This window comes from Cryobacterium sp. Y57, assembly GCF_002929505.1.
Taxonomy (GTDB): Bacteria; Actinomycetota; Actinomycetes; order Actinomycetales; family Microbacteriaceae; genus Cryobacterium.
In genome coordinates this window covers 63,499-89,076 of the sequence record NZ_PJJL01000073.1, presented here as the reverse complement: position 1 = coordinate 89,076, position 25,578 = coordinate 63,499, and the positions used below count along the sequence as shown (strand labels likewise).

24 protein-coding genes and 1 tRNA gene are annotated in these 25,578 nt (G+C 63.6%); 10 read left to right on the top strand and 15 right to left on the bottom strand.

All coding sequences use genetic code 11. The features are described 5' to 3' along the window. Window positions 1-111: 111 nt before the first annotated feature. The gene (locus CXY72_RS17730) at window positions 112-873 is read right to left on the bottom strand and encodes an amino acid ABC transporter ATP-binding protein (RefSeq protein ID WP_104128989.1); all 762 of its coding nucleotides are present in this window, start codon (window positions 871-873) and stop codon (window positions 112-114) included. Then, window positions 870-2,342, bottom strand: a complete 1,473-nt coding sequence (locus CXY72_RS17725; RefSeq protein WP_233197948.1) for an amino acid ABC transporter substrate-binding protein/permease — start codon at window positions 2,340-2,342, stop codon at window positions 870-872. Before CXY72_RS17725 ends, CXY72_RS17730 begins: the two co-directional genes overlap by 4 nt. A gap of 173 nt (window positions 2,343-2,515) precedes the next feature. On the opposite strand from CXY72_RS17725, the gene CXY72_RS17720 reads away from it, so the two are divergent. Both CXY72_RS17720 and CXY72_RS20270 read left to right on the top strand, forming a co-directional pair. Next, window positions 2,516-3,469, top strand: coding sequence for a LysR family transcriptional regulator (locus tag CXY72_RS17720; RefSeq protein ID WP_104128987.1), 954 nt, complete (start codon window positions 2,516-2,518; stop codon window positions 3,467-3,469). Between the two features lie 760 nt (window positions 3,470-4,229). Continuing rightward, window positions 4,230-4,679, top strand: a complete 450-nt coding sequence (locus CXY72_RS20270) for an FUSC family protein (protein WP_233197930.1) — start codon at window positions 4,230-4,232, stop codon at window positions 4,677-4,679. Window positions 4,680-4,770: 91 nt separating this feature from the next. Here the strand turns inward: CXY72_RS20270 and CXY72_RS17710 are convergent, their stop codons facing one another. Continuing rightward, window positions 4,771-5,805, bottom strand: coding sequence for a nitronate monooxygenase family protein (locus CXY72_RS17710; RefSeq protein WP_104128986.1), 1,035 nt, complete (start codon window positions 5,803-5,805; stop codon window positions 4,771-4,773). A gap of 181 nt (window positions 5,806-5,986) precedes the next feature. Between CXY72_RS17710 and CXY72_RS17705 the strand changes: the two genes are divergently transcribed. Then, on the top strand, window positions 5,987-6,277 hold the full coding sequence (locus CXY72_RS17705) for a DUF4287 domain-containing protein (RefSeq protein WP_104128985.1): 291 nt from the start codon (window positions 5,987-5,989) through the stop codon (window positions 6,275-6,277). A 142-nt stretch (window positions 6,278-6,419) separates the two neighbouring features. Here CXY72_RS17705 and CXY72_RS17700 read toward each other — a convergent pair whose 3' ends face one another. After that, window positions 6,420-6,980 carry a YceI family protein gene (locus CXY72_RS17700; RefSeq protein WP_104128984.1) on the bottom strand — a complete coding sequence of 187 codons (561 nt, stop codon included), beginning with the start codon at window positions 6,978-6,980 and terminating at the stop codon, window positions 6,420-6,422. A gap of 194 nt (window positions 6,981-7,174) precedes the next feature. Between CXY72_RS17700 and CXY72_RS17695 the strand changes: the two genes are divergently transcribed. From CXY72_RS17695 to CXY72_RS17670, 6 genes are all read left to right on the top strand, one after another. Continuing rightward, window positions 7,175-8,023, top strand: a complete 849-nt coding sequence (locus CXY72_RS17695) for an oxygenase MpaB family protein (protein WP_233197929.1) — start codon at window positions 7,175-7,177, stop codon at window positions 8,021-8,023. 7 nt (window positions 8,024-8,030) lie between these two features. Further along, complete coding sequence (locus CXY72_RS17690; RefSeq protein WP_104128982.1) at window positions 8,031-8,519, top strand: Lrp/AsnC family transcriptional regulator; 489 nt, start codon at window positions 8,031-8,033, stop codon at window positions 8,517-8,519. A 109-nt stretch (window positions 8,520-8,628) separates the two neighbouring features. Next, window positions 8,629-9,771, top strand: coding sequence for a pyruvate dehydrogenase (acetyl-transferring) E1 component subunit alpha (gene pdhA, locus CXY72_RS17685; RefSeq protein WP_199184087.1), 1,143 nt, complete (start codon window positions 8,629-8,631; stop codon window positions 9,769-9,771). Continuing rightward, window positions 9,768-10,787: an alpha-ketoacid dehydrogenase subunit beta gene (locus CXY72_RS17680; protein WP_104128981.1), complete on the top strand. Its 1,020-nt coding sequence runs from the start codon at window positions 9,768-9,770 to the stop codon at window positions 10,785-10,787. The genes pdhA and CXY72_RS17680 overlap by 4 nt, the downstream gene beginning before the upstream one ends. Next, window positions 10,787-12,193 (top strand): dihydrolipoamide acetyltransferase family protein, encoded by a 1,407-nt coding sequence (locus CXY72_RS17675; RefSeq protein ID WP_104128980.1) that lies wholly within the window; start codon window positions 10,787-10,789, stop codon window positions 12,191-12,193. Before CXY72_RS17680 ends, CXY72_RS17675 begins: the two co-directional genes overlap by 1 nt. A gap of 181 nt (window positions 12,194-12,374) precedes the next feature. Next, window positions 12,375-13,889, top strand: a complete 1,515-nt coding sequence (locus tag CXY72_RS17670; protein ID WP_104128979.1) for a DUF2079 domain-containing protein — start codon at window positions 12,375-12,377, stop codon at window positions 13,887-13,889. Here the strand turns inward: CXY72_RS17670 and CXY72_RS17665 are convergent. The 6 genes from CXY72_RS17665 to glgX form a co-directional block, all read right to left on the bottom strand. Next, the gene (locus CXY72_RS17665; RefSeq protein ID WP_146071229.1) at window positions 13,886-14,905 is read right to left on the bottom strand and encodes a hypothetical protein; all 1,020 of its coding nucleotides are present in this window, start codon (window positions 14,903-14,905) and stop codon (window positions 13,886-13,888) included. The two genes, CXY72_RS17670 and CXY72_RS17665, sit on opposite strands and share 4 nt — an antisense overlap. Window positions 14,906-15,063: 158 nt before the next feature. Next, the gene (locus CXY72_RS17660) at window positions 15,064-15,801 is read right to left on the bottom strand and encodes an enoyl-CoA hydratase/isomerase family protein (protein WP_104128977.1); all 738 of its coding nucleotides are present in this window, start codon (window positions 15,799-15,801) and stop codon (window positions 15,064-15,066) included. Further along, window positions 15,798-16,325 carry a hypothetical protein gene (locus tag CXY72_RS17655; protein WP_104128976.1) on the bottom strand — a complete coding sequence of 176 codons (528 nt, stop codon included), beginning with the start codon at window positions 16,323-16,325 and terminating at the stop codon, window positions 15,798-15,800. The genes CXY72_RS17660 and CXY72_RS17655 overlap by 4 nt, the downstream gene beginning before the upstream one ends. 110 nt (window positions 16,326-16,435) lie before the next feature. Next, window positions 16,436-18,190, bottom strand: a complete 1,755-nt coding sequence (gene treZ, locus CXY72_RS17650) for a malto-oligosyltrehalose trehalohydrolase (protein WP_104128975.1) — start codon at window positions 18,188-18,190, stop codon at window positions 16,436-16,438. Next, window positions 18,187-20,601, bottom strand: a complete 2,415-nt coding sequence (gene treY, locus CXY72_RS17645; RefSeq protein ID WP_370446280.1) for a malto-oligosyltrehalose synthase — start codon at window positions 20,599-20,601, stop codon at window positions 18,187-18,189. The genes treZ and treY overlap by 4 nt, the downstream gene beginning before the upstream one ends. Beyond that, window positions 20,601-22,799 carry a glycogen debranching protein GlgX gene (gene glgX, locus CXY72_RS17640; protein WP_104128974.1) on the bottom strand — a complete coding sequence of 733 codons (2,199 nt, stop codon included), beginning with the start codon at window positions 22,797-22,799 and terminating at the stop codon, window positions 20,601-20,603. Before glgX ends, treY begins: the two co-directional genes overlap by 1 nt. A gap of 377 nt (window positions 22,800-23,176) precedes the next feature. Here glgX and CXY72_RS17635 point away from each other — a divergent pair, with 377 nt between their 5' ends. Further along, entirely contained in the window at window positions 23,177-23,575 is a 399-nt protein-coding gene (locus tag CXY72_RS17635) for a hypothetical protein (protein WP_104128973.1), read from the top strand. A gap of 37 nt (window positions 23,576-23,612) precedes the next feature. Here CXY72_RS17635 and CXY72_RS17630 read toward each other — a convergent pair whose 3' ends face one another. The 5 genes from CXY72_RS17630 to rsfS form a co-directional block, all read right to left on the bottom strand. Then, window positions 23,613-23,954, bottom strand: coding sequence for a TIGR02611 family protein (locus CXY72_RS17630; protein ID WP_104128972.1), 342 nt, complete (start codon window positions 23,952-23,954; stop codon window positions 23,613-23,615). Window positions 23,955-24,051: 97 nt separating this feature from the next. After that, window positions 24,052-24,447: a YchJ family protein gene (locus CXY72_RS17625; RefSeq protein WP_104128971.1), complete on the bottom strand. Its 396-nt coding sequence runs from the start codon at window positions 24,445-24,447 to the stop codon at window positions 24,052-24,054. A gap of 24 nt (window positions 24,448-24,471) precedes the next feature. After that, window positions 24,472-24,939 (bottom strand): Lsr2 family protein, encoded by a 468-nt coding sequence (locus tag CXY72_RS17620; protein WP_233197928.1) that lies wholly within the window; start codon window positions 24,937-24,939, stop codon window positions 24,472-24,474. A 62-nt stretch (window positions 24,940-25,001) separates the two neighbouring features. After that, window positions 25,002-25,077, bottom strand: a tRNA-Ala gene (locus tag CXY72_RS17615). Between the two features lie 73 nt (window positions 25,078-25,150). Further along, window positions 25,151-25,552: a ribosome silencing factor gene (gene rsfS, locus CXY72_RS17610; protein ID WP_104128969.1), complete on the bottom strand. Its 402-nt coding sequence runs from the start codon at window positions 25,550-25,552 to the stop codon at window positions 25,151-25,153. Between the last annotated feature and the right edge of the window lie 26 nt (window positions 25,553-25,578).

Below are 25,578 nucleotides of genomic sequence, written 5' to 3'. Positions count from 1 at the left end.
GAGCGGATGCTGCGCGCACCGTGGATGCAGTATCCATCGAGTAGGTGCGCCGCACTTCGGTGTGCACTCCGGGGGTTACCGTAGCGGCCATCGAAATGGGGTGCGCTGAAGCTACAGCACCTTGGCGAGGAAGTCCTGCGTGCGTTCCTGTTGCGGGTTGCCGAACAGCTCGGCCGGGGTACCCTCTTCGACGATGACCCCGTCGGCCATGAAGATGACCCGGTCGGCGACTTCGCGGGCAAAACCCATTTCGTGGGTGACCACGACCATGGTCATGCCCTCGGCGGCGAGATCACGGATGACCTGCAGCACTTCGCCGACCATCTCCGGGTCGAGGGCGCTCGTGGCCTCGTCGAAGAGCATGATGTCGGGGTTCACAGCGAGCGACCGGGCGATGGCGACACGCTGCTTCTGGCCGCCGGAAAGCTGGCCGGGACGGGCGTCTGCTTTGTCGGCGAGGCCCACCCGGTCGAGCAGTGTGAGGGCGGTGGCGCGGGCATCCACCTTGGATTCCTTCTTCAACTCAACCGGGGCCAACATGATGTTCTGCAACACCGTCATGTGCGGAAACAGGTTGAAGTGCTGAAAAACCATGCCGATGTGCTGCCGTACCTCGTTGAGGTCGACCGTCTTATCGCCGAGGTTGAATCCGTCGACGATGACCGTGCCGGCGCTGAGCTCGTCGAGCTTGTTCAGGCAGCGCAGAAACGTGGACTTGCCCGAGCCCGACGGACCGATGACACAGACGACCTCGCCCTCGGTGATCTCGACGTCGAGGCCCTTGAGCACCTCGTTGGAACCGAATGACTTGCGCAGTCCCCTGACACTGATTTTACTGCCGACGCTCGCGGTGTTATTGGAACTGGTGCTCATTTGTTGAACCTCTTGTCGAGCTTGTTGGAGAGCATGGTGAGCAAATTGATGACAATGAAGTACAGCGCGGCCACGATCAGCAGGGTCTCACCGGTGCGAAAGTTTGCGGCGTAAATCTGCTGGCCCTGGTAGGTGAGCTCGGCGAAGCCGATCACCGCCAGGAGCGAGGTGTCCTTCAGCGTCATCACGAACTGGTTGATGAATGACGGCGTCATGATCTTCACGGCCTGCGGGAGCACGACGCGTCGCATCGTCGTGACGTAGCCGAGGCCGAGGCTCCGGCCGGCCTCGGTCTGGCCCGGGTCGACCGATTGGATACCGCCGCGCACGATCTCGGTCATGTAGGCGCCGGCATTGAGGCTCAGGGTCAGTACACCGGCGGTGAGTACGTCGATCGGCTGCCCGGTGAGCTGCGGCAGGCCGAAGTAGAAGAAGAACGCCTGCACGAGCAGCGGGGTACCCCGGAAGATACTCACGTAGATGCTCGCCAAGCCGCGCAGCACGCGACTCTCGGAGACCTTGAAGAACCCGAACAGTACGCCGAGCACGAGGGCGACCACGATCGACAGCCCGGTCGCGAGCAGCGTCAGGCCGAGGCCCTTCATGAGGGCCGGCAGGCTGTCGGACAACAGCCCGAAGAAACCGGATGCCGCGACGGGCGCCGGCTGCTTCAGATACGTATCGAGAATGGACTGGTATTCACCGTTGCTTTTCAGCTCGGCCAGACCGGTATTGAAGGCAGCAAGCAGCTCGGGGTTCTGGCCCTTGTTGACAGCGAAGCCGTAGGAACTGCCCTGTTCCTTCTCGGTGACCGACTTGAGCCCGTTGTTCTGATTGATGCCGTAGGCGAGCACCGGGTAGTCATCGAAGACGGCGACAGAGTTGCCAGCCTTGACGTCGTCGTACATCGTGGCCGAGTCGGCCAGGGCCTTGACGGTGAAGCCGTACTCGTCTTTGATCGAGTTGGCGAAGGTCTCACCCTCGCTGCCGCGTTTGGCAACGACGGTTTCACCGGCCAGGTCGGCGTAACCGGTGATTTCGGTGTTGTCCTCAGCGACAGCCATCTGCACACCGGAGTCGAAGTACGGGTCGGAGAAATCGAACACCAGCTTGCGCTCGTCGGTGATCGACATTCCGGCAATGACGCCGTCCACCTGATTGGACTGTAACGCCTGCAGCGCGGCGTCGAAGCCGAGCGACTTGATCTCAACGGTGAAGCCCTGGTTAGCAGCGATGTCCCGAATCAAGTCCATGTCGATGCCGGTCAGTTCACCGTCTTTGCGGTACTCAAACGGTGCGAAGGTCGTGTCGGTACCGATAACGTAGGTTTCGCCGGCGACCGCTGCCTGGGGCTGCACGTGGCTGTTCGGCTGACTCGCGGCCACGGCGCTGACGCCCGCAAATCCGCTGGCGAGGGCCAGCAGCGCCGTGACGGCAACCGAGAGCTTTCTTGCCCGGGACATATTCATTTTGCGCAAAGGAGAACCATTTCTTGTCGTGCGATCTGCTTGGACTGGCGGCCAGAAAGTTGTTTCGCGCCGATCGACGCTGATCTACCCCAGGGCGGTTGCTGCACACCCTGTCGAAACGAGCCTACCTTGGGGTACACGCCGCACTGATTACCAACGTGAAAGGAGAGCCTGTGCGTTTTCGCCAGCTCGAATATTTTGTCGCTGTGGCCCGGGAACGGCACTTCGCTCGTGCGGCCGCCGCATGCCAGGTTTCCCAGCCTGCCCTCTCCGCGGCAATCAACAGATTGGAACAGGAACTCAATGTTTCTTTGATCAATCGTGGTCATACCTTTGAGGAGCTGACGCCGGAGGGCGAACGCTTGGTGATTTGGGCCAAACGAATCCTCGCCGAACACGACGCTTTCAAGGCGGAGGTGCAGGCCGTCCAGTCCGGAGTGACCGGAGTGTTGAAGCTGGGTGTTGTACCGAGTGCCTCGACCACGGTCGCGCTGGTGGTTGCCGCGTTCTGTGCTGCGCATCCGTTGGCCAGGGTGCAGATCACGTCGGGCCTGTCCGCGGTCGAGATTGGTCGGCGATTGCGTAATTTCGAGCTGGATGCCGGCGTCACCTATCTCAATGACGGGGAAGACCCGCGACTCTTGTTCATACCGTTATATGAGGAACGCTACGTTCTCATCGCCTCCGACGAACTCCTTCCGGAGATTTCAGAAACAATGACCTGGCGTCAGGCCTCTGCGCTCCCCCTCGCTGTCTTGACGACGGAAATGCGCAGCAGACAGGTGATCGACGATGCCTTCAGCCAGAACCAGATTCGGATGGAGCCGCAGGTGGAGACGGACTCGATCGCCTCTCTCCACGCGCACATGAAGACGGGCCAGGGGGCCAGCATCGTGCCACATTCGTGGGTGCAAACCATCACACCGTCATCGCGGACCCGCATTGTGCCACTGGTCGATCCCGTCGCCACCGCGCGCGTCGCTGCGGCAATAAGTCCGGCGTCGCCTGGTTCGGTGACCGCACGGGCGTTCGCGGCCGTTGCAACGCGGCTTTCCCTGGGTGAGCTGTTCGATCGGGAACTTTCGTCGGTCGCGCCCGACGCGCCCACGACGCCCCAGGCTGATTGATAATTTCTGGTTATCGACTGGTTGAATTCCAGTCTTGGACCGGCGGGGCAAAGCGGGACAGACTGGGGGTGAGCGCAGCAGTCGGGCGTACAACCAGCCAACCGGGTTCTGCTGTTTACGCCGCGCCACCATTGTTCTGTTCGAAAGGCCGTGAGACTTGTGCGCCCGGTCCTGTTCCACCTGCGCGCGCTCGTCAGCGTCCCACCCGCGGTCAATGACCACTGGCCGGCGCTTCGCGTCGGTCTGGGGGTCACCGTCCCCGTACTGGTCCTGCTGATTTTTGGCCACCCCGAACTGACCATCTATGCCGTTTTCGGTGCCTTCACGGGCACGTACGGCCGCGGTGAAACCCATCAGCTTCGGTTGGTGCACCAGGCCCAGGCCGCGGCGTTACTGCTGACCGGGGTGACTGTCGGTGTGGCTCTGTCCATCACTCACGTTCAGGCCTGGGGACTGGTCTGTATCGAGGCGCTCCTGGCCGGACTTGGTTCACTCGTAGCCGACAAAATAAAGCTCAGACCCGCCGGGCCGTTCTTTGGCATTTTTGCGTTGGGAGCCTGCGCATCGATCCCCCCGGCCATTCCACTGTGGGCCGCCGCGCTGATCTGCGCCGCGTCCGCACTCTTTTCCCTGCTGGTCGGCTTCACCGGCTGGTTGAGAAACCGCACCTGGGATTCCACGGCGAGACGCACTATCGAACCTCGCTCCGGACCATGGCTCTCGAAGGCGGGCATGCACGCCACGCGTTATATCGTCGCCGTTGCAGCCGCCGGTGCTCTCGGCCTGCTTCTGGGAATCGGGCACGCCTATTGGGCTATGGCCGCTGCGGCCGTTCCCCTCGCCGGTCGATCTTCCCAGCCGGGTGCAGCGAGGCATCCATCGCGTATTCGGGACCTATGCCGGTCTGGGCGTGACGGCTGGTGTCCTGCTTCTGCATCCCGGCACGACCGTACTGGTTATCCTCGTCATGGCCCTGCAATTTCCGGCGGAACTATTCATGGTGCGCCATTACGGTCTCGCCCTCATTTTCTTCACGCCCGTGATACTGCTGATGACCCAACTCGCCAGCCCGGTCGACCCGATGGCCCTGCTCGCTGACCGCGGTTTGGAAACCCTGATCGGTGCCGTGGTCGGGATCACCGTCGTTCTGCTGATCCGCGACCGTCTCCCCCGAAGCAGCATGACACTGTCGGAAAACCCTGCCGCCTGACCAATCAGCGCGGCGCAGCCCGCGTGCCGCTACCCCGAGGCGGCGGGTCAGCCCAGTGCAGCCACGGCTCATCCGCTGAACCGGATCCCGATCAAGGACGAGCGATCAGCGCCGTTGCGTCAACCCAGAGGGCCTCAAGAACAGACTGGACAGAGCCCGCAGTCGCAGCGCGATACCCGGTGCCGGCCCAGAGGGCGAGCCCGTCGGCGTCACCGCGGCGGGCAGCATCCGCTCGAAGACCCTTGGTGAGGTGATGCACCTGGGGGTACTCACTCGGTGCGGTATTGCCGTGGTTGATGATGAAGGCGTTCAGCAGGGCGCGCGCCGGACGGCCCGAGAAAGCGCGGGTGATTACCGTCTCGGTGAATCGCGATTGGACCAGCGCGTCTTTGTGGGCCTGGGTTGCGCCCGATTCGTCGGTGCGCAGAACGGCCGTGCCCAGCTGAACGGCCTCGGCACCGGTCGCCAGCAACGCGGCGATCTGCTCCCCCGAGTGGATGCCGCCCGCCGCGATCAGGGGCAGTGTCACCTCCGCACGAATCGCGGTCACCAGCGCGCCCAATGCCAGGGTGCCCGGTTCGTCTTGCGTCTGGAAGGTCGCCCGGTGTCCGCCGGCTTCCGGGCCCTGCACGCAGAGTGCGTCGACTCCACGCTCGACCGCTTGCAGAGCTTCCGGGACCGAGGTGACCGTGGCGACCAGGTATGACCCGGCTGCGTGCATCCGTGCCACCACATCGGCGGGAGGCAGTCCGAAGGTGAAGGAGACCACCGGAACCTGATGCTCGATGACCACGGCTACCTTCTCGGTGAACCCATCGTCGTCCTCGGCGACAATCTCGGAAAACGCAGTTGTATATTCGTCTGCCAGTGCATCTCGATAGGCCAGAACGGCGGCCCGGTCGGTCAGGGGCGGCTGCGGTACGAACAGGTTGACGCCGAAGGCATTCTCGGTGCGTCGCTGCACCTCGATGACCTGCTCGGCCAGCGCCTGGGGGGTTTTGTAGCCGCCCGCCAGAAAACCGAGACTGCCAGCGTCGCTTGCAGCGACCACGAGGTTGGGCGTTGAGGCGCCGCCGGCCATGGGGGCCGCGAGAATCGGAATCTTCAGGTCGTTCAGGGTGAACACGGGAATCTCCTCGTTTGATTAGACCATTGTTCTAGTGACTGGAACGGTGATCTCAAGCTCGTTTCGCACGGTCTTAGGCACGTTACGCACCGGGATTAGTGTGCGGGCGTTATTTCACCCTAGCCCCGCAGTGCTGTCTCCGGCATACTAACGAGTGCGCGCCTCGACGTCAGGAGACCTCATGTCATTTCAGGCTTACCTCACCGTGATCGAAGAAAAGACTGGGTTCACGCCGCGCGCGCTGGTCGCCCTCGCGCACGAACGCGGTCTCGACGCACCAACCACGAAGGCCGGCGTCATCGTCGACTGGCTCAAGGCCGACTACGGGCTGGGTCGCGGCCACGCCATAGCCCTGGTCTATGTCATCAAGAATGGTGCCACGATCAGCGACAAACATGTCGGCACAGATGGCGTACACCACGACGAGACTGTCGAGCTGTGGCTTGATGGCGAGGATACCCGCCCGGTCTGAACTTCAGCAAGCGCAGCGCGGCGCAGTTCGAAACCAGCGCGTCACGAAGGGAATGACATTCGTTTCTGTCTCACCCCGGAGTCGTGGATTCTTAACGACACAGGGCCCCACCGAGGTGGGGCCCTGACCGACAAAATACCGGTTACGCGTTGAGCGCAGCCTGCAGTTCGAGCGTGATGGTGACCTTGTCGCCCAGCAGCATGCCGCCGGTTTCGAGGGCGGCGTTGTAGGTGAGGCCGAAGTCTTCGCGGTTGACTTCGGTCTTGGCCGTGGCACCGAACTTGTAGTTTCCGTAGGGGTCGCCGCCGAAGCCGCCGAACTCGAGCTCGAAGGTGGCCGGCTTGGTGACGCCCTTGATGGTGATGTTGCCGTCGACGAGGTAGTCGCCCTTGACTTCGCGCACACCGGTCGACACGAAGTCGATGGTCGGGTACGTCTCGGCGTCGAAGAAGTCCCCGGTGCGCAGGTGACCGTCGCGGCTTGGCTCGTTGGTGTTGATGGAGACGACCTTGGCCGAGGCGGTGACGCTCGTCTCGAGCGGGTTTTCGCCGGTCACGAAGGTGGCGTCGAAGTCTTCGAAGGTGCCCTTGACCTTGCTGATGACAATGTGGCGAATGCTGAAGCTCACCGAGCTGTGGGTCTTGTCGATGGTCCAGGTTCCGGCCTTGAAGCCGGGGATGCTCGTTGTGGTGCTCTCGCTCATAAAAAATCTCCTCCAGTGTGTGGGCCCAGGAATTGACGCCCTCAGATACATGCAAGTGCATAGAACTCGGTCGTATTCCCGGGAAGGCAAGAATTTATCTTCCCCTCATTGGGCATTCGGACGAAGCCTGCATGCAGGCCGACCGAATACACTCAGCGTGTCACGGGGTTCTGCGTGTTTATCGGGAGGTAGCTGTGCGCATAGGTCATTCCCGCAGGATAGCCCCGAGCCTGATGGGGGTCGCTGGTGAGGGCATCCTGATTGCCGCCGGAGGCCGCGCCATTTTGCTACAGCTGGCCAATCCGGCCATCGGTCACGGCGTCGCCGATCACAGTCATTTCGCCGATCGTCCCCTCGATCGACTGAACGGCACGCTCAGCTACGTCTACGCCATCGTCTTCGGCGATGCGGAGCTGGCCGCCACCATGGCGGCGCGGGTCAACCACGCGCACGGTCCCGTGCATTCAAGGGGCACGACACCCGGGTACAACGCGTTCACCCCCGAGCTCCAGCTCTGGGTCGCCGCGACGCTGTACGAATCGGCCACTCACCTGCACGGCCTGCTCTTCGGTGCGCTCGACGACCAGGCAGCCGATAAGGTCTACCGCGAATACTCTCGCCTCGGCACGTCGCTGCAGGTGCCGCCCGGGCTGTGCCCGACCGACCGCGCGGCGTTTCGACTCTATTGGAACGAGCAGCTCGCCCTGTTGACAACGGATGCCGCCACCCGCGCCGTCGCGCACGAACTGTTGCATTCGCGCACTGCACCGCTCTGGTATCGCGCCGCCTTGCCCGTGGTCCGCCTGATGACCGCCGGACTGCTGCCTCCGCACGTTCGGGTGCTCTTCGACCTGCCCTGGTCGACGCGGCAGCGGCGCAGCTTTGACCTGGTGCTGCGCGGCATCCGCCTGGTCTATCCGCGGCTGCCGCGCCTGATACGACATTGGCCGAAGAATCACTACCTGCGCCTGCTGCGCAAATCCGCGCTGCGCGGATCGATGCCGCCCGCGCCGGTACCGCCCGCATCGACGCCGGTAGCCTGAGGGTCCAATGACGCAGCCGCAGACACCCCACCCCGGACTCGATGGCGTTGATCGCCAGATCATCGCCGAGCTCAGCCGGGACGCCAGACTCTCCATTCGCCAGCTGGCCCTGCAGGTGCACATCTCCCGCACCGCCGCACACACCCGGGTGCAGAAGCTCATCAGCCATCGTGTGATCACCGGTTTCGGCGCCCAGACCAACCGCAAGGCCCTCGGCCTCAATGTGTCGGCTCTCGTCATCGTGAAGATCGCTGACGTGGCCTGGGGCGATATCGCCGCGCAGCTGGCCGAACTCCCCTTCGTCGAGAAGGCGCAGGCAGTGAGCGGGGACATCGACATCATTCTCACCGTGAGCGCTCCCGACCACGAACAGCTCAGCCAGGCCATTCTTCGCGACATCCACAGCATGCCCGGGGTGATCTCGACCCGGTCGCATCTCATCCTCGACGAGATCGTAGGGCACACGCCCGGAACCGCCCCGGACGCTTGGCACTGAAACACACTTCAGCAATGACGTTTGGTCGCTGTCGTGCAGGTGCACGGCCAATCGTTCACAACTGCAAAAAAGCTGGGTGCGGGCTGGCGTAAAGGCGCACCATTGCCTCATGAGCCTCAATGTCGAGAACCCGATCATGACCACCATGCCACCGGCGCCACCACTGCGTTTGATCGACGACCTCGGCCACACGGTCCCGCACAACGAGAGCGGCGGATTCACCCTGCCGGCCGTGGGCACCCTGCTCAGTCTGTACCGGCAGATGGTCATCGCCCGCCGTTTCGACGTACAGGTCACCGCCCTCACCCGGCAGGGTCGCCTCGCCACGTACCCCTCCGCGCTCGGCCAGGAAGCCTGTGAGATCGCCGCGGTCGCCGCGCTCGACCCGCAGGACTGGCTGTTTCCGACCTACCGCGACAGTATCGCGCTGCTCACCCGGGGCGTCGAGCCGAAAGATATCCTCGCCTCATTCCGCGGGGACTGGCACAGCGGCTACGACTATCACACGCACCGCATCGCCCCACAAGCCACCCCGCTGGCCACTCAGGCGCTCCACGCCGTCGGTCTGGCGACCGCAGCGAAGCTTAAACGCCACGACACCGTGGCGCTGACACTGCTCGGTGACGGCGCCACGAGCGAGGGTGACGCCCACGAGGCGTTCAATTTCGCGGCCGTCTGGCAGGCTCCCGTCGTCTTCGTCGTGCAGAACAACCAGTTCGCCATCAGCGTGCCCCTCGACAAGCAGATGGCCTGCCGCACCATCGCCGACAAGGCGATCGGCTACGGCATGCCCGGCTATTACGTCGACGGCAACGACGTTGCGGCTATGTACGCCGTCATCTCGGCCGCGATGGACCGCGCTCGCAGCGGCGGCGGTCCGACCCTGATCGAGGGCCTCACCTACCGCATCGAAGCACACACCAACTCGGATGACCCCACGCGCTATCGAAAGGCGGCCGACGTCGACCTGTGGCGCCACCGAGACCCGATCGAACGTCTGGAAAAATACCTCGTCGCGCAGGGCGCCCTGACCGATGAGGTGCGTGCTTCGATCCTGGCGGCCGCCGAGGAGCTCGCCGCCACGACCCGGGACTGCATGACCGAGCAGGCGGTGGTCGACCCGCTGGAACTGTTCGAGCACGTCTACTCCACCCCGCGCACCGCCTTGGCGGAGCAACGCGCCTTTCTGGCGGCCGAACTCGACGGCGACGCTGTGGCATCCGTTGTTGCTCGTGAAAAGAGCACCCGATGAGCCCAAACCAGCCCCTGCAGACCGGCACCGCGGTACGCGCGCCAGAAACCCTCACCATGGCCGCCGCGCTCAACGCCGCCATTCACGATGCCATGGTCGATGATCCGACGGTCGTGCTGTTCGGCGAAGACATCGGCCCGCTCGGCGGCGTCTTTCGAGTCACCGACGGGCTCTACGCCGAATTCGGTGAAACCCGGGTGAGCGACTCCCCACTGGCCGAAGCCGGCATCGTCGGAACCGCGATCGGCATGGCCATGTACGGCCTGCGCCCCGTCGTAGAGATGCAGTTCGACGCGTTCAGCTACCCGGCGTTTCAACAGATCGTGTCGCACGTGGCCAAGATGCGCAATCGAACGCGCGGCAAAATCCAGCTACCCATCGTCATCCGCATTCCCTACGCCGGCGACATCGGCGGGGTCGAACACCACTCCGATTCTTCCGAGGCCTACTGGACGGCTACGCCCGGACTGACCGTGGTGAGCCCGTCGAACCCGGCCGACGCCTATTCCATGCTGCGGGGCGCCATAGCAAGCGATGACCCGGTCATTTTCATGGAACCGAAGAGCCGGTACTGGAGCAAGGCTTCTGTCGCCTTGCCGGTGCAGACCGAGCCGCTGGACCGGGCGGTCGTGCTGCGGGCCGGCACCGACGTCACACTCATCGCCTACGGTCCGACCGTGAAAACGGCCCTTGCCACGGCCGCGCAAGCTGTCACTGAGGGGCTCTCGATCGAGGTCATCGATCTGCGTTCGCTCTCGCCTTTTGACGACGAGACGGTCGGGGCATCCGTTCAAAAGACCGGCCGCGCGTGCATCGTGCACGAAGCCGCCCAATTCGGCGGCTATGGCGCCGAGGTCGCCGCTCGCCTGACCGAACGCAATTTCTACTATCTGGCCGCACCCATTCTGCGCGTCACCGGTTTCGACATTCCCTACCCGTCACCCAAACTCGAGGAGTACTACTTGCCGACCCCGGACCGCATTCTTGCCGCACTATCGACCTGGGAGTGGTCCTGATGGGCCGCGAATTTCGGCTGCCCGACCTCGGCGAGGGCCTCACCGAGGCCGAGATCGTGGCCTGGCTGGTCGCTCCCGGCGACACGATTGTCATCGATCAGGCCGTGGTCGAGGTCGAATCGGCGAAATCGATCGTGGAACTGCCCTCACCATACGGCGGTGTCGTGGCCAGCCTGTTCGGTGACCCAGGGCAGATCATCCACGCCGGGGAGGTCTTACTGACCGTGGCTGACGCCGCCGAGGCTGTGGACGTTCCAGACGTTCCAGGCGTTCCAGACGTTCCGGTTGCCGCAGCGACCGCCGCCACCGCGTCCGAAGGCTCCGGCGCCGTACTGGTCGGCTACGGCACGACGGAGAGTACCCGGCCGGCGCGCACGGTGGCCGCCGGACGTTTCGGCGGCATAAGTACGTCCCGCGATACCCGCGTATTTCCAGCGGATGCCTCGGCTTTGCCCGCGCCGACTCTCCCGGTGGCCGCGGCGCGGACTACGCCCACGGCATCCGTTATGACCGACGTGCCGGACCCAGCCCGCCGCTCCCCCGTCGTCTCGCCGATCGTGCGTCGACTCGCCCGCGACAACGGCTTCGATGCGAGCATGCTCGCCGGCACCGGGCAGAACAACCTGGTGCTGCGTACAGACGTCGACGACTATATTTGCGACCTGACTGCCCGCGCGACGCCTGCCCGCAACGCCGTCCAACCGGCCGATGTGAGTGCCGACATCCGCATTCCCATCACCGGCCTGCGCAAGGCCGTCTCCGCGCGGTTGACGACGTCGCGGCGGGAGATTCCCGAGGCGACAATCTGGCTCGACGTCGACGCAACGGCATTGTTCACCGCCCGCGATCAATTGCTGGCAGTGACCGGCGAGCGGTTCAGCGTGACGGCGCTCATCGCGCGTTTCGTCGTCGCCGGGTTGCGACAGTTTCCGCTGCTCAACTCCTCGGTCGACACCGCAAGCCAGGAGATTTTGCAACACGGAGCCGTGAACCTCGGCATTGCGGCGCAAACCTCGCGCGGGCTGATGGTTCCGGTGATCCACGGCGCGCACGCGATGACGACACGGCAGTTGCGCGATTCCCTCGCCGAGCTCGTGGCGCACTCGCCAGACGGCACGTTCCCGCCGAGCGCGCTCACCGGTGGAACGTTCACCCTGAACAACTTCGGGTCGCTCGGTGTCGACGGTTCGGCGGCGATCATCAACCACCCGGAGGCGGCGATCCTCGGTATCGGCCGCATGATCGAGCGATCGTGGGTGGTCGACCGCGCACTCGCGGTGCGCACCGTCGTTGAACTGTCGATGGTGTTCGATCACCGCGTCTGCGACGGCACGACCGCGGCCGGGTTTCTCACCTATGTGGCTCGCTGCATCGAAAACCCGGTCACTCTGCTGGCCGACCTGTAGTTCCACAGGGAAAAACAGGTTAGTTTTTGCGGTACTGTCAGGCGCCAGAGGCGTTTGTGGTGGCCAGCTGCCCACGAACCGAGGTGGCGCGCTCTCAGTGTGCCGCCTGCATCGTCGGTTATCCAGGGCCATAGGTCCCGTACCGCTACAGGAACAGCCAGGGGTGCATTAGCGTGGTCGGATGAGGGGAATGGGCGGCGGTCGGCGACGGCCTGAATTGCGGCGCGCGCTCGGACCGTTCGTGCTTCCGGTAGGTGTCGGGCTCGTGACGACCGCGCTGTACACCGTGTTCTCGCACCTGCAATGGCGCAGTTTCGCCGCACCATCCTGGGACCTCGGAATCTTCACGCAGCTGGCCCGGCAGTACGCGACAGTCGAGGCGCCTCTCGTCACGATCAAGGGCGAGAGTTTCAACCTGCTCGGTGACCACTTTCATCCGCTTCTGGTGGTACTCGGCCCGATTTTCGCTATCTTTCCGCACGCTTTCACCCTACTGGTGGTGCAGAATGCGATGTTGGGGATCGCCGCGGCAGCCCTGACTTACGCCGCCATTCGACTGCTGGGGTCGCGCACCGGCACTCTGTTCGGGTTGGCGTTTGCGTTCAGCTTTGGTCTGCAAGCCGCGGTCGCGGCGCAGTTCCACGAGATCGCCTTCGCCGTTCCGTTGCTGGCGCTGTCTCTGACGGCCTTTCTTGGGCAAAAGTGGGTAACCTGCCTGCTCTGGGCGATGCCGCTCGTGTTCGTGAAGGAAGACCTCGGACTGACCGTGGCCGCGCTGGGCATCGTCCTGGCCGTACGCAGCCGGAATCCGCTCGGGGTGTGGTTGGCGGTCTGGGGCGTAGGCTGGTTCGCCCTAGCCAGCCTGGTCATCCTGCCGCTGCTCAACCCGAATGGGGCCTGGGCATATTCGAGCAGCATCGACCTGCTCAAAATCATGGGTGACCCGGCGTCGCTGTTTCAGCCTCAGAAAGGCGTGACTCTCGCGCTGATCCTCGTGGCCGGCGGCGTTATCGCGGTGCGTTCGCCGCTCGCGCTCGTGCTGTTGCCGACCCTGGCTTGGCGATTTCTATCCGATAATTCGGGCTATTGGGGGCCGACCTGGCAGTACAGCGCCGTGCTCATGCCGATCGTATTCGCCGCCGCGCTCGACGGTATCGCGCTCGCGCGCGGCAGCCGACGACGTTGGCTGCGCGCATACGGGCGGCAGGCAGCATCCGTTTCGATTGCCGCCGCCCTCGTGCTCGCCACGACGCTACCCTTGTTCACACTGACGGATGCGGCGGGCAATTTTTCAATGGATCGCAGCATCGCTGCGACCGCCGCTCTGCGGGTCGTGCCAGACGGCGCCCGGGTCGAATCAGATATTGGGTTGATGAACTATCTCGTGGAACGAACGGATGTCTTCTGGCTCGGCAACACGAACCCCCTGCCGGACTATCTCGTGATCGACCTTGTGGCCGGAGGTCTGCCCGCCGAGTGGACGTCGGCGCAGGTCGTGGGTGAGGCGCTGCACCCCGGGGTGGCATTCACGACGCTCTACTCTGCCGGCGGTTACGAGGTGGCCCGCCTGGCCACCCCGACGCCCGAGCTCCCTACCCCCCTAGCTCCCCAGCTCCCTAGCTCCCGCCGTGACCTCCAGGTCCCGGGCCCAGCGGAGAAACTGGACCTGCCTTCCCCTGGTGAACCCAGAAGCTAGTGCGCCGACGGATTCTCGGCGCCCAGGGCGGTCAGCAGGGCTGCGCCGGTTTGCGGGTCGTCGACCGTGACAGCGAATTGGTTACCGCGACGCAGGTTCACCACGAGTGCAGGCCCGCCGCGCAGGACCACTGCCGTGCGCCCGCCCGTCAGGCGGTACCCCCAGCCACCGGATCGCAGCGGGCTCACCGTGTCGGCGAAAGCCGACTCCACCTGATCGAGCGACACCTGCTTCAAACGGATGCCCAGCAACCGAGACACGACGCGGAGCCCCCGCTGATCCACGCTCACCCGCACCTGCGCACAGGCGAGAGTCATCACCAGGATCAGCCCGACAATCACCATCGTCATGACACCGGCGCCCACCGAAGAGGCCTGACCGTCCGCGCCGAACACCGCGATCACACCGATGATTCCGCCAAGCACGATGAGTCCGCCGATGACGGCCATGACCGGACTTGTCACGAGCTGGGTCCAGGTGGCGGTGAGGTCGACTGCGGTCGTCTCGGCGGTCGTCTCGGCGGTCGTCTCGGCCATCGCATCGACGGGTTCAGCCACGGACGCCGGAACAACCCACTTATGGGCGATCAGGAACGGCAGCGCACCATAGCCGCAGGCGGTATAGGTGAACAGCAGCCAAGCACCCCAGTCGGGTTCCGCGCCGCCGGAGGCAATCGTGATACCGGCCGTGGTCAGCCACAGGCACGATGACAACCCGGCGGCGAGGCCGAGTCCGAGGTACGCCTGACGCCGATTCGGCGCACCGCGCTCGCGTAGCCAGTAGGTGGTCAGAATCGCCGCACCCAGGCTCACCACGAGGGCAACCACGGCCATGGCCCACGTGGGCATCGTTGAACTGACTGTACCGTCGCGCCCCCACTGCCGCGGCAGCACGTCGGGCAGGCGATCGATCCAGAGCAACCAGGTGACGATCACCGCCAGAACCGGCAGCCACAGGGTCAGAGCTGCAACAACATCCCTCGGGCGGGTTGGCGCCGAACTATTCACCAGTGTCATGAGGTCCCCCAATGAGTGCGGGCGGGTAAGTCCACCATCGCACCGACTTCATCCAATCACGAACCAGCCATGGCGTAGTCAGGAAACTTCTTCCCCAAGCACGTAATGGCTTGCGTCATGGCTGCTGAAGCAACCCTGTACGCGCTTTCACGGAAGGGCTAGCGCTTTCGACGGGCGAGGAACGCATCCATTCTGGTGAATTTTGCCTCGGACTCGAACAGGATCGACTGGGCGACGTCATCGACCAGCGGATGCGCGGCCCGCGGAGCGTGGAAGACCTCCTTGGCAAGCCTGGTCGCCAGCGGGTCTTGGGCGGCGATCCGGTCGGCCAGTGCGTGAGCGGCGGCGAGCAGGTCATCGGGGTCGTGTACCTCGGTGACCAGGTGTACCGCGAGGCATTCGGAGGCGCTCAGGATGCGTCCGGCCAGTATGATCTCCTTGGCCACCGGCTCGCCGACGAGCTCGGCGAGGCGCCAGAGCGCACCGGCTGCGGGCAGGATGCCGAGTGTTGTCTCCGGGTTGCCGAGCCGGGCGCTCGTTGAGGCGATGCGAAAGTCGGCCGCGTAGGCGAGTTCGGCTCCGCCGCCGAGCGCCCAGCCGTCGATCGCGGCGATCACGGGCATCGGCAGCTGTGCGATGCGCGAGAACAGGGCAGAGTTGATTCCACGCAGCGCGTCGTCGCGGCGACGTTCGCGCAGCTGGGCGATATCAGCGCCCGAGGCAAAAACACCATTTGCACCGCTGATGATGAGGATCCGCGGCTGCTGTTCGAGTTCGGCGCAGACGGCGTGCAGCTCGTCGATCATGGTCTGGTCGATGGCATTGCGCACGTCGGGCCGGTCGAGCTGAACGTGCACCCGGTCGACGCGGCGGTCAATCGTGAGGGTGGTGGTCATTGTGGGACATCTCCCTTGAGGTCGACACTTCGGTCGTGGCTGGCATCGGGTCCAGTCGCGGCGGCGGGGAACACTCGCTTGTAGCTGCGGCCGTCCGGCAGGGTCACCGTGCGGCTGACCAAGGTACCGCGACGCACCTGCAGGTAGATGGCCTGGGCACTCACCCCACGTTCGGCTGCCGCCTCAGCGACGGACAGACCTGGGAGGTCGGTGGGCACACTGCTCGGCCGCGCGGAGCGTTTGCGGCCAGCTTCAAGGCGGGCGCTGATCTCATCGTCGGTGCCGCCCCAACGCCATCTGGCCGCCGGGGGTTTGAGCCCGGTGGCATCGGCGACCTGCTCCCACGATGTGTCGGCGGCGAGCGCAGCGCGCACAGCGACCAGCGTTGCCGGATCTTGATCGAGGGAGGCCTGCAGCGAGCGGATGGCGCGCAGCCGGTCCAGGGGCGAGCTGCCGGCATCCGTGTGCAGCGCCAGAAGCCGCTCGAGCGCGGCTGCTGTCGTCGGTGCTAAAAACGATCCCATGCCTGGTCCTCATCACATCTGCTGCAACCGGTGTCAGCAGACCCATCTTGCCAGACCAGATCCGTCACCAGCGCAGCCCATCAGCTCAGCGCACGCCAGCACAGATCAGCTCAGGCCAACACGACGACGGAGTGCGGAGCCAGCTGCACAGCATTGGGCAGCCGATCCTGCACAGCATTGGGACCGGTCGCGAAAGACAACACCACCTCTCCCCCACCGGCCGGCACGTGTACCGACCGCTCACCGAAGTTGATCACAACCTCTATGCCGCCACGGCGCAGCCGCAACCACTCGTCGGCAGCATCGAACTCCACACCAATCTGGTCGAACCGTGGATCGGTAACGTCGGGATGCGAACGTCGAAGCACCGCGAGGTCACGATAGAACCCGAGCAGCCGACCATGCTCGGTCTCGCCTAACTCGCTCCAGTTGAGTTTGAAACGCTCGAACGTGGCCCGGTCCTGCGGGTCGGGAACGATCTGCTGATCCCAGCCCATCCGGGCGAACTCGTTGATACGCCCGGTGGCCGTTGCTGTGCCGAGCTCGGGCTCGGGATGCGATGTAAAGAACTGCCACGGCGTTGTCGCACCCCATTCCTCCCCCATGAACAGCATCGGCGTATACGGCCCGAGCAGAATCAGCGCGGCCGCAATGGCGAGTTGACCCACATCCAGCTGGGCGCTGAGGCGGTCGCCGATGGCTCGATTGCCGATCTGGTCGTGATTCTGGGATGCGACGACCAGTCGCCAAGTGGGCATCCGTTCGCGATCGATGCGGCGGCCGTGGGTGCGTTCACGAAAACTCGAATACGTGCCGTCGTGAAAGAATCCGTGGGTGATCACCTTGGCGAGGGCATCAAGCGGCTCAAAGTCGGCGTAATACCCGGCGGTTTCCGCGGTGAGGGCCACGTGCACGGCGTGGTGGAAGTCGTCACTCCACTGGGCGTCCAGGCCGTAACCGTTCGCCGCTTTGGGCGTGATGAGGCGCGGATCGTTGAGGTCGGATTCGGCTATCAGGGTGAGCGGACGCCCGATTGCGGCGCTGAGCGAGGCGACCTCGGTGGCGAGTTGCTCGAGTAGGTGGGTGGCGCTCGTGTCGCGCAGCGCGTGGACAGCGTCGAGTCGCAGGCCGTCGACGTGGTATTCGCCGAGCCACATCAGGGCATTATCTAGAATATAGCGGCGTACCGGGTCGGAGTGCGGCCCGTCGAGGTTGAGCGAGGAACCCCAGGTGTTTTCCGCCGCCTCGCTCAGATATGGACCGAACCGGGGCAGATAGTTGCCGCTCGGACCGAGGTGGTTGTACACGACATCCTGAATCACGCCGATGCCATGCCGGTGACAGGCGTCGACGAAATTCTGATACCCGGCCGGGCCGCCGTAGCCTTCGTGCACGGCGTACCAGAGCACACCGTCGTAACCCCAGTTGTGCGTTCCGTTGAACGCGTTCACCGGCAACAGTTCAACGAAGTCGACACCGATCGATTTCAGGTGATCGAGTCGGCTCGCTGCTGCTTCGAACGTGCCCTCGGGCGTGAACGTTCCCACATGTAGCTCATAGATGATGGCGCCGGCGAGTTGGCGACCGGTCCAGGCGGTGTCCTGCCAGATATGTTCAGCGGAGTTGAAGGTGCGCGACAGGGCGTGAACCCCATCGGGCTGACGCCGCGCGCGCGGGTCTGGGAACGGCCCGCTCCCGTCGACGATGAACCCATAGTCGATTCCGCCTGCACCGGCAGGGGGAATCGATGCCGGCAGCTCCCACCAGCCGTCACCGCGCGCCGTCAGCTCGAGCCTGCGCGACCCGAGCTGCACCTGCACGGAGTGCGCGTCGGGTGCCCAGACCTCAAATTTCTGATCGTTCATGTGTGTCGTCCTGTGCGGTTGTGGAGGGCGGAGTCGAACGGGGTACCTCGATCATCGTCATCGTCATCGTCATCGTCATCGGCGACCAGCAGAGCTGCGGGGTAGCGTGCGAGAACATCAGCGACGCGCAAGCTCGGGCCATGGAACCTCTCCTGGGTGAGCACGTCGACGTAGCTGCGGCCGGCCACCACAACGGTCGTGTCGCCCCAGCCCCCGTCGCGGCGCAGCCCTGTCGGCAACCGGGTGGCCAGCGTGATCGCTCCCCCGCGATCGAATGCCACGATGTGCCCGGCGGCCGCGCCACAGGCGGGTATCGAAACGTAGCGAGTGAACAAGCCCGCCCGGTCCCGGCGCAGCCTCAGGGCGCGCGAGGTGATCAGCAGCTTGGCGGCTGCGCCCTCGTCGATGGGAGGGAGCCATCCGTCGTCGATGCGGGTCAGCAGTTCGCGGCGCACCTCATAGTCGACCGGGCGCCGGTTGTCCGGGTCGACCAGCGACGTCTCCCACAGCTCACTGCCCTGATACACGTCGGGGACTCCCGGTATGGTCAGTTGCAACAGTTTGAGCGAGAGCGAATTACTCCAGCCTGCCTGCTGCAGTTCAGAGACCAGACCGATGATGAGGTCGTGGGTCGGTCCGGGACTGACGACGGCGGTGATCATTCCCTCGAGTTTCGCCTCAAAATCAGCGTTCTGCTCGGTCCAGGTGGTCGACGTTCCGGCCTCGCGCGCCGCTTTGAGCGCGTAGGCGAAGAGGCGCTCCCGGCTGGCTGGCCAGGCGCCGACGATCGCCTGCCAGAGCAGGTTCTCAAACGGCGCGTCATCAAGCGGATGGCGCGCCCGCAGTTGCTCGAGCATGGCCCCCCAGCGAGCGGGGATCTCAGCGAGCACCGAGATGCGCGCCCGCACGTCTTCGCCACGTTTCGTATCGTGGGTTGACAGGGTTGTCATCGACAGCGGAAACCCGGCCTGGCGCGCTCGCTGCCGCTCATGGAATTCCGCTACCGTGACCGCAAACTCATCGGGGTCAGCGCCGACTTCATTGAGCGAGGTCAGCCGGCTGAATCGGTAGTAGGCCCGATCCTCGACACCCTTGGCCATGACCATGCCCGACGTTTGTTGAAAGCGCACGGCAGCCGGATGCTCCTGGTCGCCCAGCAGCGGCAGGAGCCGGTGGATTTCGGCCTCGAATTCGGGTCTGTGGGCGATCGATCGATTCGCCGCCGCCTGCAGGTTGCCCCGGCCCAGCGGCAGGTAGGAACGATAGACCGGGAACCAGGCGAGAAGTTCGGCGAGAGCGTCGGCGGTGTGGTCGTTGCTCTGCTCGTCGCTTGGTACTAGGCGAGCGATGCGCAGCACCTCCGAGCGCAGAATGCCGTCGGCCACCGCACGCTTGTTGAGATACATCAGCGTCCCCCACCCAGCCGCGTTCTCCCCCTGCAGCCGCAACTCCAGTGCGTCGAGATCTACCTGACCGGCCGGATCAACCAGAACCCGATCGACGTCGGTGAGGGCGTCATACCCGGTGGTACCGGCCGTAGCCCAGCTCGTGGGCAGTTGCTCTGGCCCCTCGAGAATTTTCTCGACCAGAACGTAAGCGCCATGTGTGGCACGACGCAGCGCCTCGAGATAAGCGGCCGGGTCGGCCAGGCCATCCGGGTGGTCGACCCGCAGTCCCTGCACGAGACCCTCACGCACCCAACGCACGATCTCACGGTGCGACTCCTCGAACACCCACGGTATTTCGACGCGAATACCGGCCAGACTGTTCACAGCGAAGAATCGACGGTAGTTCAATGCGTCGTCGGCGCGCCGCCAGTTCACCAGCTCATAGTTCTGCCGATCGTGCACACCGGCTGGGCTGGCACCGGTGTCGGCCGATCCGGCAGCAATCGGAAAGCGATTATCGAAGTAGTGCAGTTCGCCGTCGACAATCTTCAACTGGTCGAGCTGGCCAGGCCCGTCCCCTAGCACCGGAATGCGAATTCGCCCCCGGCCGAAGGCCCAGTCCACGTCAAAAGCCTCGGCGTAACGCGACTGTTGGCCATTTTGGAGCAGATCCCACCACCAGGAATTCTGCCGCGGCGTCGCGACCCCCATGTGGTTCGGCACGATGTCCACGAGTACGCCCCGCCCCGACAGGTGGGCCGCTGTCGCGAACCGATCCAGGGCATCCGCCCCGCCCCTGGCCGGGTCGACGAGGGAATGATCGACGACGTCATACCCGTGATCCGATCCGGCCTCGGCCTGCAGCAACGGCGAGAGGTAGACCCAGTCGGCACCGAGATCGCGAATATAGTCGACCGTTGCTGCGGCGGCATCCAGGTCGAAGGCCGGGGTAATCTGCAGTCGATAGGTCGAGCGCGGTACGGGTATCGGCTCCGTTGCCGCACTACTTGGTTCGTCGGTCATCAGCCTGGCCCTTCGCTGTGGCCGGCAAGGATCATCAAGCCGGTGGCACCGGCCAGTGACGCTGCGACGGAGTGATCCGGTACAACTTCGGGTTCGTAATAGGCGCGCAGCACCGCGAGGGAACGACCGGCCACGGTGTGAATCGCTCCGGCCGGACGGGGGGTGGAATCGGCGCCGTCGCCGGCGGTGTCGACCACGATCTCCCAGGCCGGGGCGTACTCATCGGGCGGGAGCCTGAATTCCTCGTCTTCGGCGTCGGCGTTGAACAAGAGGAGAAAGTTGTCGTCGGTGACGTCCTGGCCTCGCGCGTCACGCTCGCGGATTCCGTTACCGTTGAGAAATTTGGCCACTGTGCGGGCCAGGCTTTCATCCCAGTCTGTGGGAGCCATCGGTTCACCATCGGTGTTGAGCCAGACGATATCGGGCAGCGATTCGCCCGCTACCCGCTTTCCGGGTCGACCGTCGAAGAATCTGCTGCGCCGAAAAGTTGGGTGCTCACGGCGCAGGCGGGATACGGCCGCCGTGAATTCGATCAGCGGCACATCGGCCTCGTCCCAGTGAATCCAGGTCAACTCGGAATCCTGCGCGTAGGTGTTGTTGTTGCCGAGCTGCGTACGGCCCAGTTCGTCGCCGTGCAGCAACATCGGTACTCCCTGCGACAAAAGCAGCGTCGCGATGAAATTGCGTGCCTGCCGGGCGCGGAGCCCGCGAATCGACGGATCATCACTGGGGCCCTCGACACCGGAGTTCCACGAGCGGTTGTGCGACTCGCCATCTGTGTTGTCTTCGCCGTTGGCATCGTTGTGTTTCTCGTCGTACGAGACGAGGTCGGCGAGGGTGAAACCGTCGTGCGCGGTTACGAAGTTGATTGAGGCCATCGGGCGGCGCCCGGAGTGCTCGTAAAGGTCGGCGGATCCGGCCACGCGGGAGGCGAATTCGCCCAGAGTGGACGGCTCACCACGCCAAAAATCGCGCACGGTGTCGCGGTACTGACCGTTCCATTCTGACCACTGGGAGGGAAAGTTTCCCACTTGGTAGCCGCCGGGACCGACATCCCACGGTTCGGCGATGAGCTTGACCTGCGAGACGATCGGGTCTTGTTGCACAAGCTCGAAGAAGGTGGAGAGCTTGTCGACGTCGTAGAGGTCTCGGGCCAGGGCCGACGCCAGATCGAAGCGAAATCCGTCGACGTGCATCTCAAGCACCCAGTACCGCAGCGAGTCCATGATGAGCTGCAGCACATGCGGGTGGCGCACATTGAGGGTGTTTCCGGTACCGGTGTAGTCCATGTAGTAGCGCTTGTCGTCGTTCATCAGGCGATAGTAGGCCTCATTGTCGATGCCCTTGAACGACAGGGTCGGTCCCATATGGTTGCCCTCGGCGGTGTGGTTATACACCACGTCGAGAATGACCTCGATGCCAGCGGCGTGCAGGCTGCGCACCATGCCCTTGAATTCCTGCACCTGCTGCCCGAGGTCGCCGGTCGAGGAATACGCGCTGTGCGGCGCGAAGAATCCGATCGTGTTGTAGCCCCAGTAGTTGTTCAGGCCCTGATCAACGAGGGTTCCGTCGTCGACGAACTGGTGCACCGGCATCAGCTCGATGGCGGTCACGCCGAGCTTTTGCAGGTGGTCGATGACCGACGGATGCGCCAACCCTGCGTAGGTGCCGCGCTGCGTTTCGGGCACTGATTGTTGAAGCTTGGTGAGGCCCTTGACGTGTGCTTCGTAGATGAAGGACTCACTGTACGGTGTGCGCAGAGACCGGTCACCGGTCCAGTCGAAAAACGGGTTGACGACGACGCCGAGCATCATGTGCGAGGCGGAATCGTCGTTATTCGGTGAGTCGGGGTCATCGAAATCGTAGGAGAAGAGCGAGGGATCCCAGTCGATGGCCTCGGTCGTGGCCTTGGCGTATGGATCGAGCAGCAGCTTGCTCGGGTTGGCCCGATTACCGGCAGCCGGGTCATAAGTGCCGTGCACCCGATACCCGTAACGTTGGCCCGGCTGTACCAGTGGTAGGTAACAGTGCCAAATAAAAGCGGATGACTCGCGCACCTCCACCCGCGTCTCACCCCCGTCCTCGTCGATCAGACACAGCTCGACGCGTTGGGCGGCTTCGCTGAACAGGGCGAAGTTGGTACCGCTCCCATCAAACGTCGCGCCGAGGGGATAGGCGGTTCCAGGCCAGGTTTCCATGAGACTCCTCGGGATGAAGATAAGACACGGTCAGATGCGAAAGCAGCGACGAGGGCACGCGCAGCCAGGCGATCGGATCGCGCTTGCAGAACACGCTACAGGCATCCGCCGACATATCCGCCTTCTCCGCGACTGGCGACGGCGACGGTAACAGAAACAGAAACAGAAACGGTGACGACTCCGAAAATATCGAATCCCGGTTCACCCGTGCACGTCAGACGATTAGCGCCTCTCACGACATGTGAATCTTTCCCTGCACATAAATCTGCCGGGGCAACAAGGTCCTGACAGAATTTCGTTCATCATTTTCGATTTGCACTGTCAGAGCCACCAAAATGGAATCACGTGCTCTCTGCACCCGACGACTGGAGACCCCCATGACCGAAATCGACCTCATCAGTTTGTGGGTCAAGGCGCGAGCACACATCATCGCGTCCCAGGCCGCCCCAACTTTTCTGTTGACCGCCACCGTGGGCTTTCTCGCACTCGGACTCGGCACCGCCGACCTGGCTGTACGCATTGCCGCGGCGGGTATTTTGCTCGCCTCGGGTATTTTCGGGGCGCTCGCGCAAATAGCAGCCGCCAACGAGGGACTGGCCGTCATCGCGGACCTGCGTTCCGTGACGGCGCCCAGCTCGCTGACCCGATGCATCATCGCTATGGCAGCGTGGGTCAATGTCGTGCGTTACGTGACCCCGGCGATCTTCGTGATTGTCTACGTCGCTATCTTGATTTCACTTTTCGTCACCGTTCCCGCACCGTCGCTGGGCCGCTGACCAATCGCCTCCGCCGCCAGCAGATACGCGGATGCGATCAGGTAGAACTCGCCACCCGGCGATCACGTCGCACACGCCACCACGTCCAGACCCGAGCGACAATGCGCTTGAGGAATGATCCAAACCGACGCGCCCACGCGAATTCCGTTCCGAGCACGGCGAGGCCCAAAAAGACGATGAGCCACCCCGGTCCCGGCAAGGGAATCAGAAGGATGCCGATCGCGGTAATCAGCGTGCCGAGCAGCGCGACGCCGAGACGATAGACGAAGAGCAGATGCGGGTGCCCGTCGACCCACGTGCGAGCTCGGCGCAGTGCCCGCCGCACCGGATGCCGCGGGTCGCTGCCGCTGACTATATCGTGGGAGAGGTGCTCTGACATTTATCAAACCTCGGTTACGTGTCTGGGAAATGGTCGCCGAATATCCCCGTCGCTGACAAATCTGTTGAAATCTGACGCACGCCATTGCCGAGCCGGGCTATTTCCACGCCAGACCCTCTGACACAGCATCGAAGTAATACCATTGGCGGTCGACCTTGAGAAAGCGACTGACTTCTTTATGCTGCCTTGCTATGCCGTCTTCACGATAGTGCGCGGCGAATTCCACGATGCCTTCTTTATCGAGTAATCCGCCGCGCTCTGTGCGCACGATATCGAGCCGCCGCCACGTTATCTCCGGGTCCAGTTCGAATGATTCAGGCCTGGTCAGCTGATGCCAGGTCTTGAGTAAGTACTGGGTGTCGCCGAGGTAAAACGCGCTATACCGCGAACGCATGAGCCATTCAGCCGTTGGTGGTGACGCAGCACCACCGTGAAAGCGGCCGCAGCAGACGGAGTAGGTGTCGCCGCTCAGGCACGGACAACGCTGATGCACAGTGATGGTCTGCGTGAGAGTCTGCTACGCGTGCGCTTTGGCGTAAGCCTCGCGCACGGTGCCGGAGATGCGCCCACGGTCGGATACGTGCGTGCCGTTGGCAGCAGCCCAGGCGCGGATGGCCTGCAGCTCGGCCCGGTCTGAACCAGCCGAACTGGCACCGCGCGGCTTGGCGGGCACATAGCCAACGCGCCGTGAAACATTTACGTAGGGCTTGATTGCAGATCGGAATTCAGCGAGATTCCCTGCAGACAGATCGATCTCGTAGGAGTCACCCTCAAAGGTAAAGGAAACGGTCGCACCGGAGCCATTCTCGATAACGGTACCGTCAAGGTCGTCGAGCAGCTGAACCGTGGTCTTTTTCATTCTGAGTTTCTCCAATACGGTGTCAAATACATTCGGGATGGATGCATTCGTTGTGGCAATAACCACTAACAGATTATGGCTGCCCCACCCGCATTCCGATACCCGCCACGCGGTATTCTTTTGCATTCACAACTTCTACACTGCCAATACAAAAAATAACCCCGACAATGTCGGAGCTATTTCATACTTGGTGGATCCGAGGGGATTCGAACCCCTGACCCCCTGCATGCCATGCAGGTGCGCTACCAGCTGCGCCACGGACCCAGATTGTTGTTTCGAATTGCTTCGAAACAACTTTGTTAGCTTACAACACAGAATGGGATCTGCGAAACCGAAACTACTCCGCGACCTCTTCTACGGCGTCTTCTACCGACAGTTTGGCGGGGATCCCGGTTGGAATCACCGGGCAATCTTTCCACAGGCGCTCAAGGGAGTAATACTGGCGCTCTTCCTCGTGGAAGACGTGCACGACCAGGTCACCGAAGTCAACCAGCACCCAGCGACCGGCAGCTCGTCCCTCACGACGAAGCGGCTTGTAGCCGGCCTCGATCAGTTTGTCTTCGATCTCACCGGCAATCGCAACCACGTTGCGCTCGGATCGGCCAGTGACGATGAAAAAGATATCGGCCAGAGGAAGCGGATTTGAGACATCGAGAGCGACAAGATCTTCTCCTCCCTTGGAGTCGGCGGCAGCGACGGCGATTGCAAGCAGCTCGAGGGCGTGAGGTGAAGTGGTCATGAATGAATCCTTGAGATTGTAAAGCG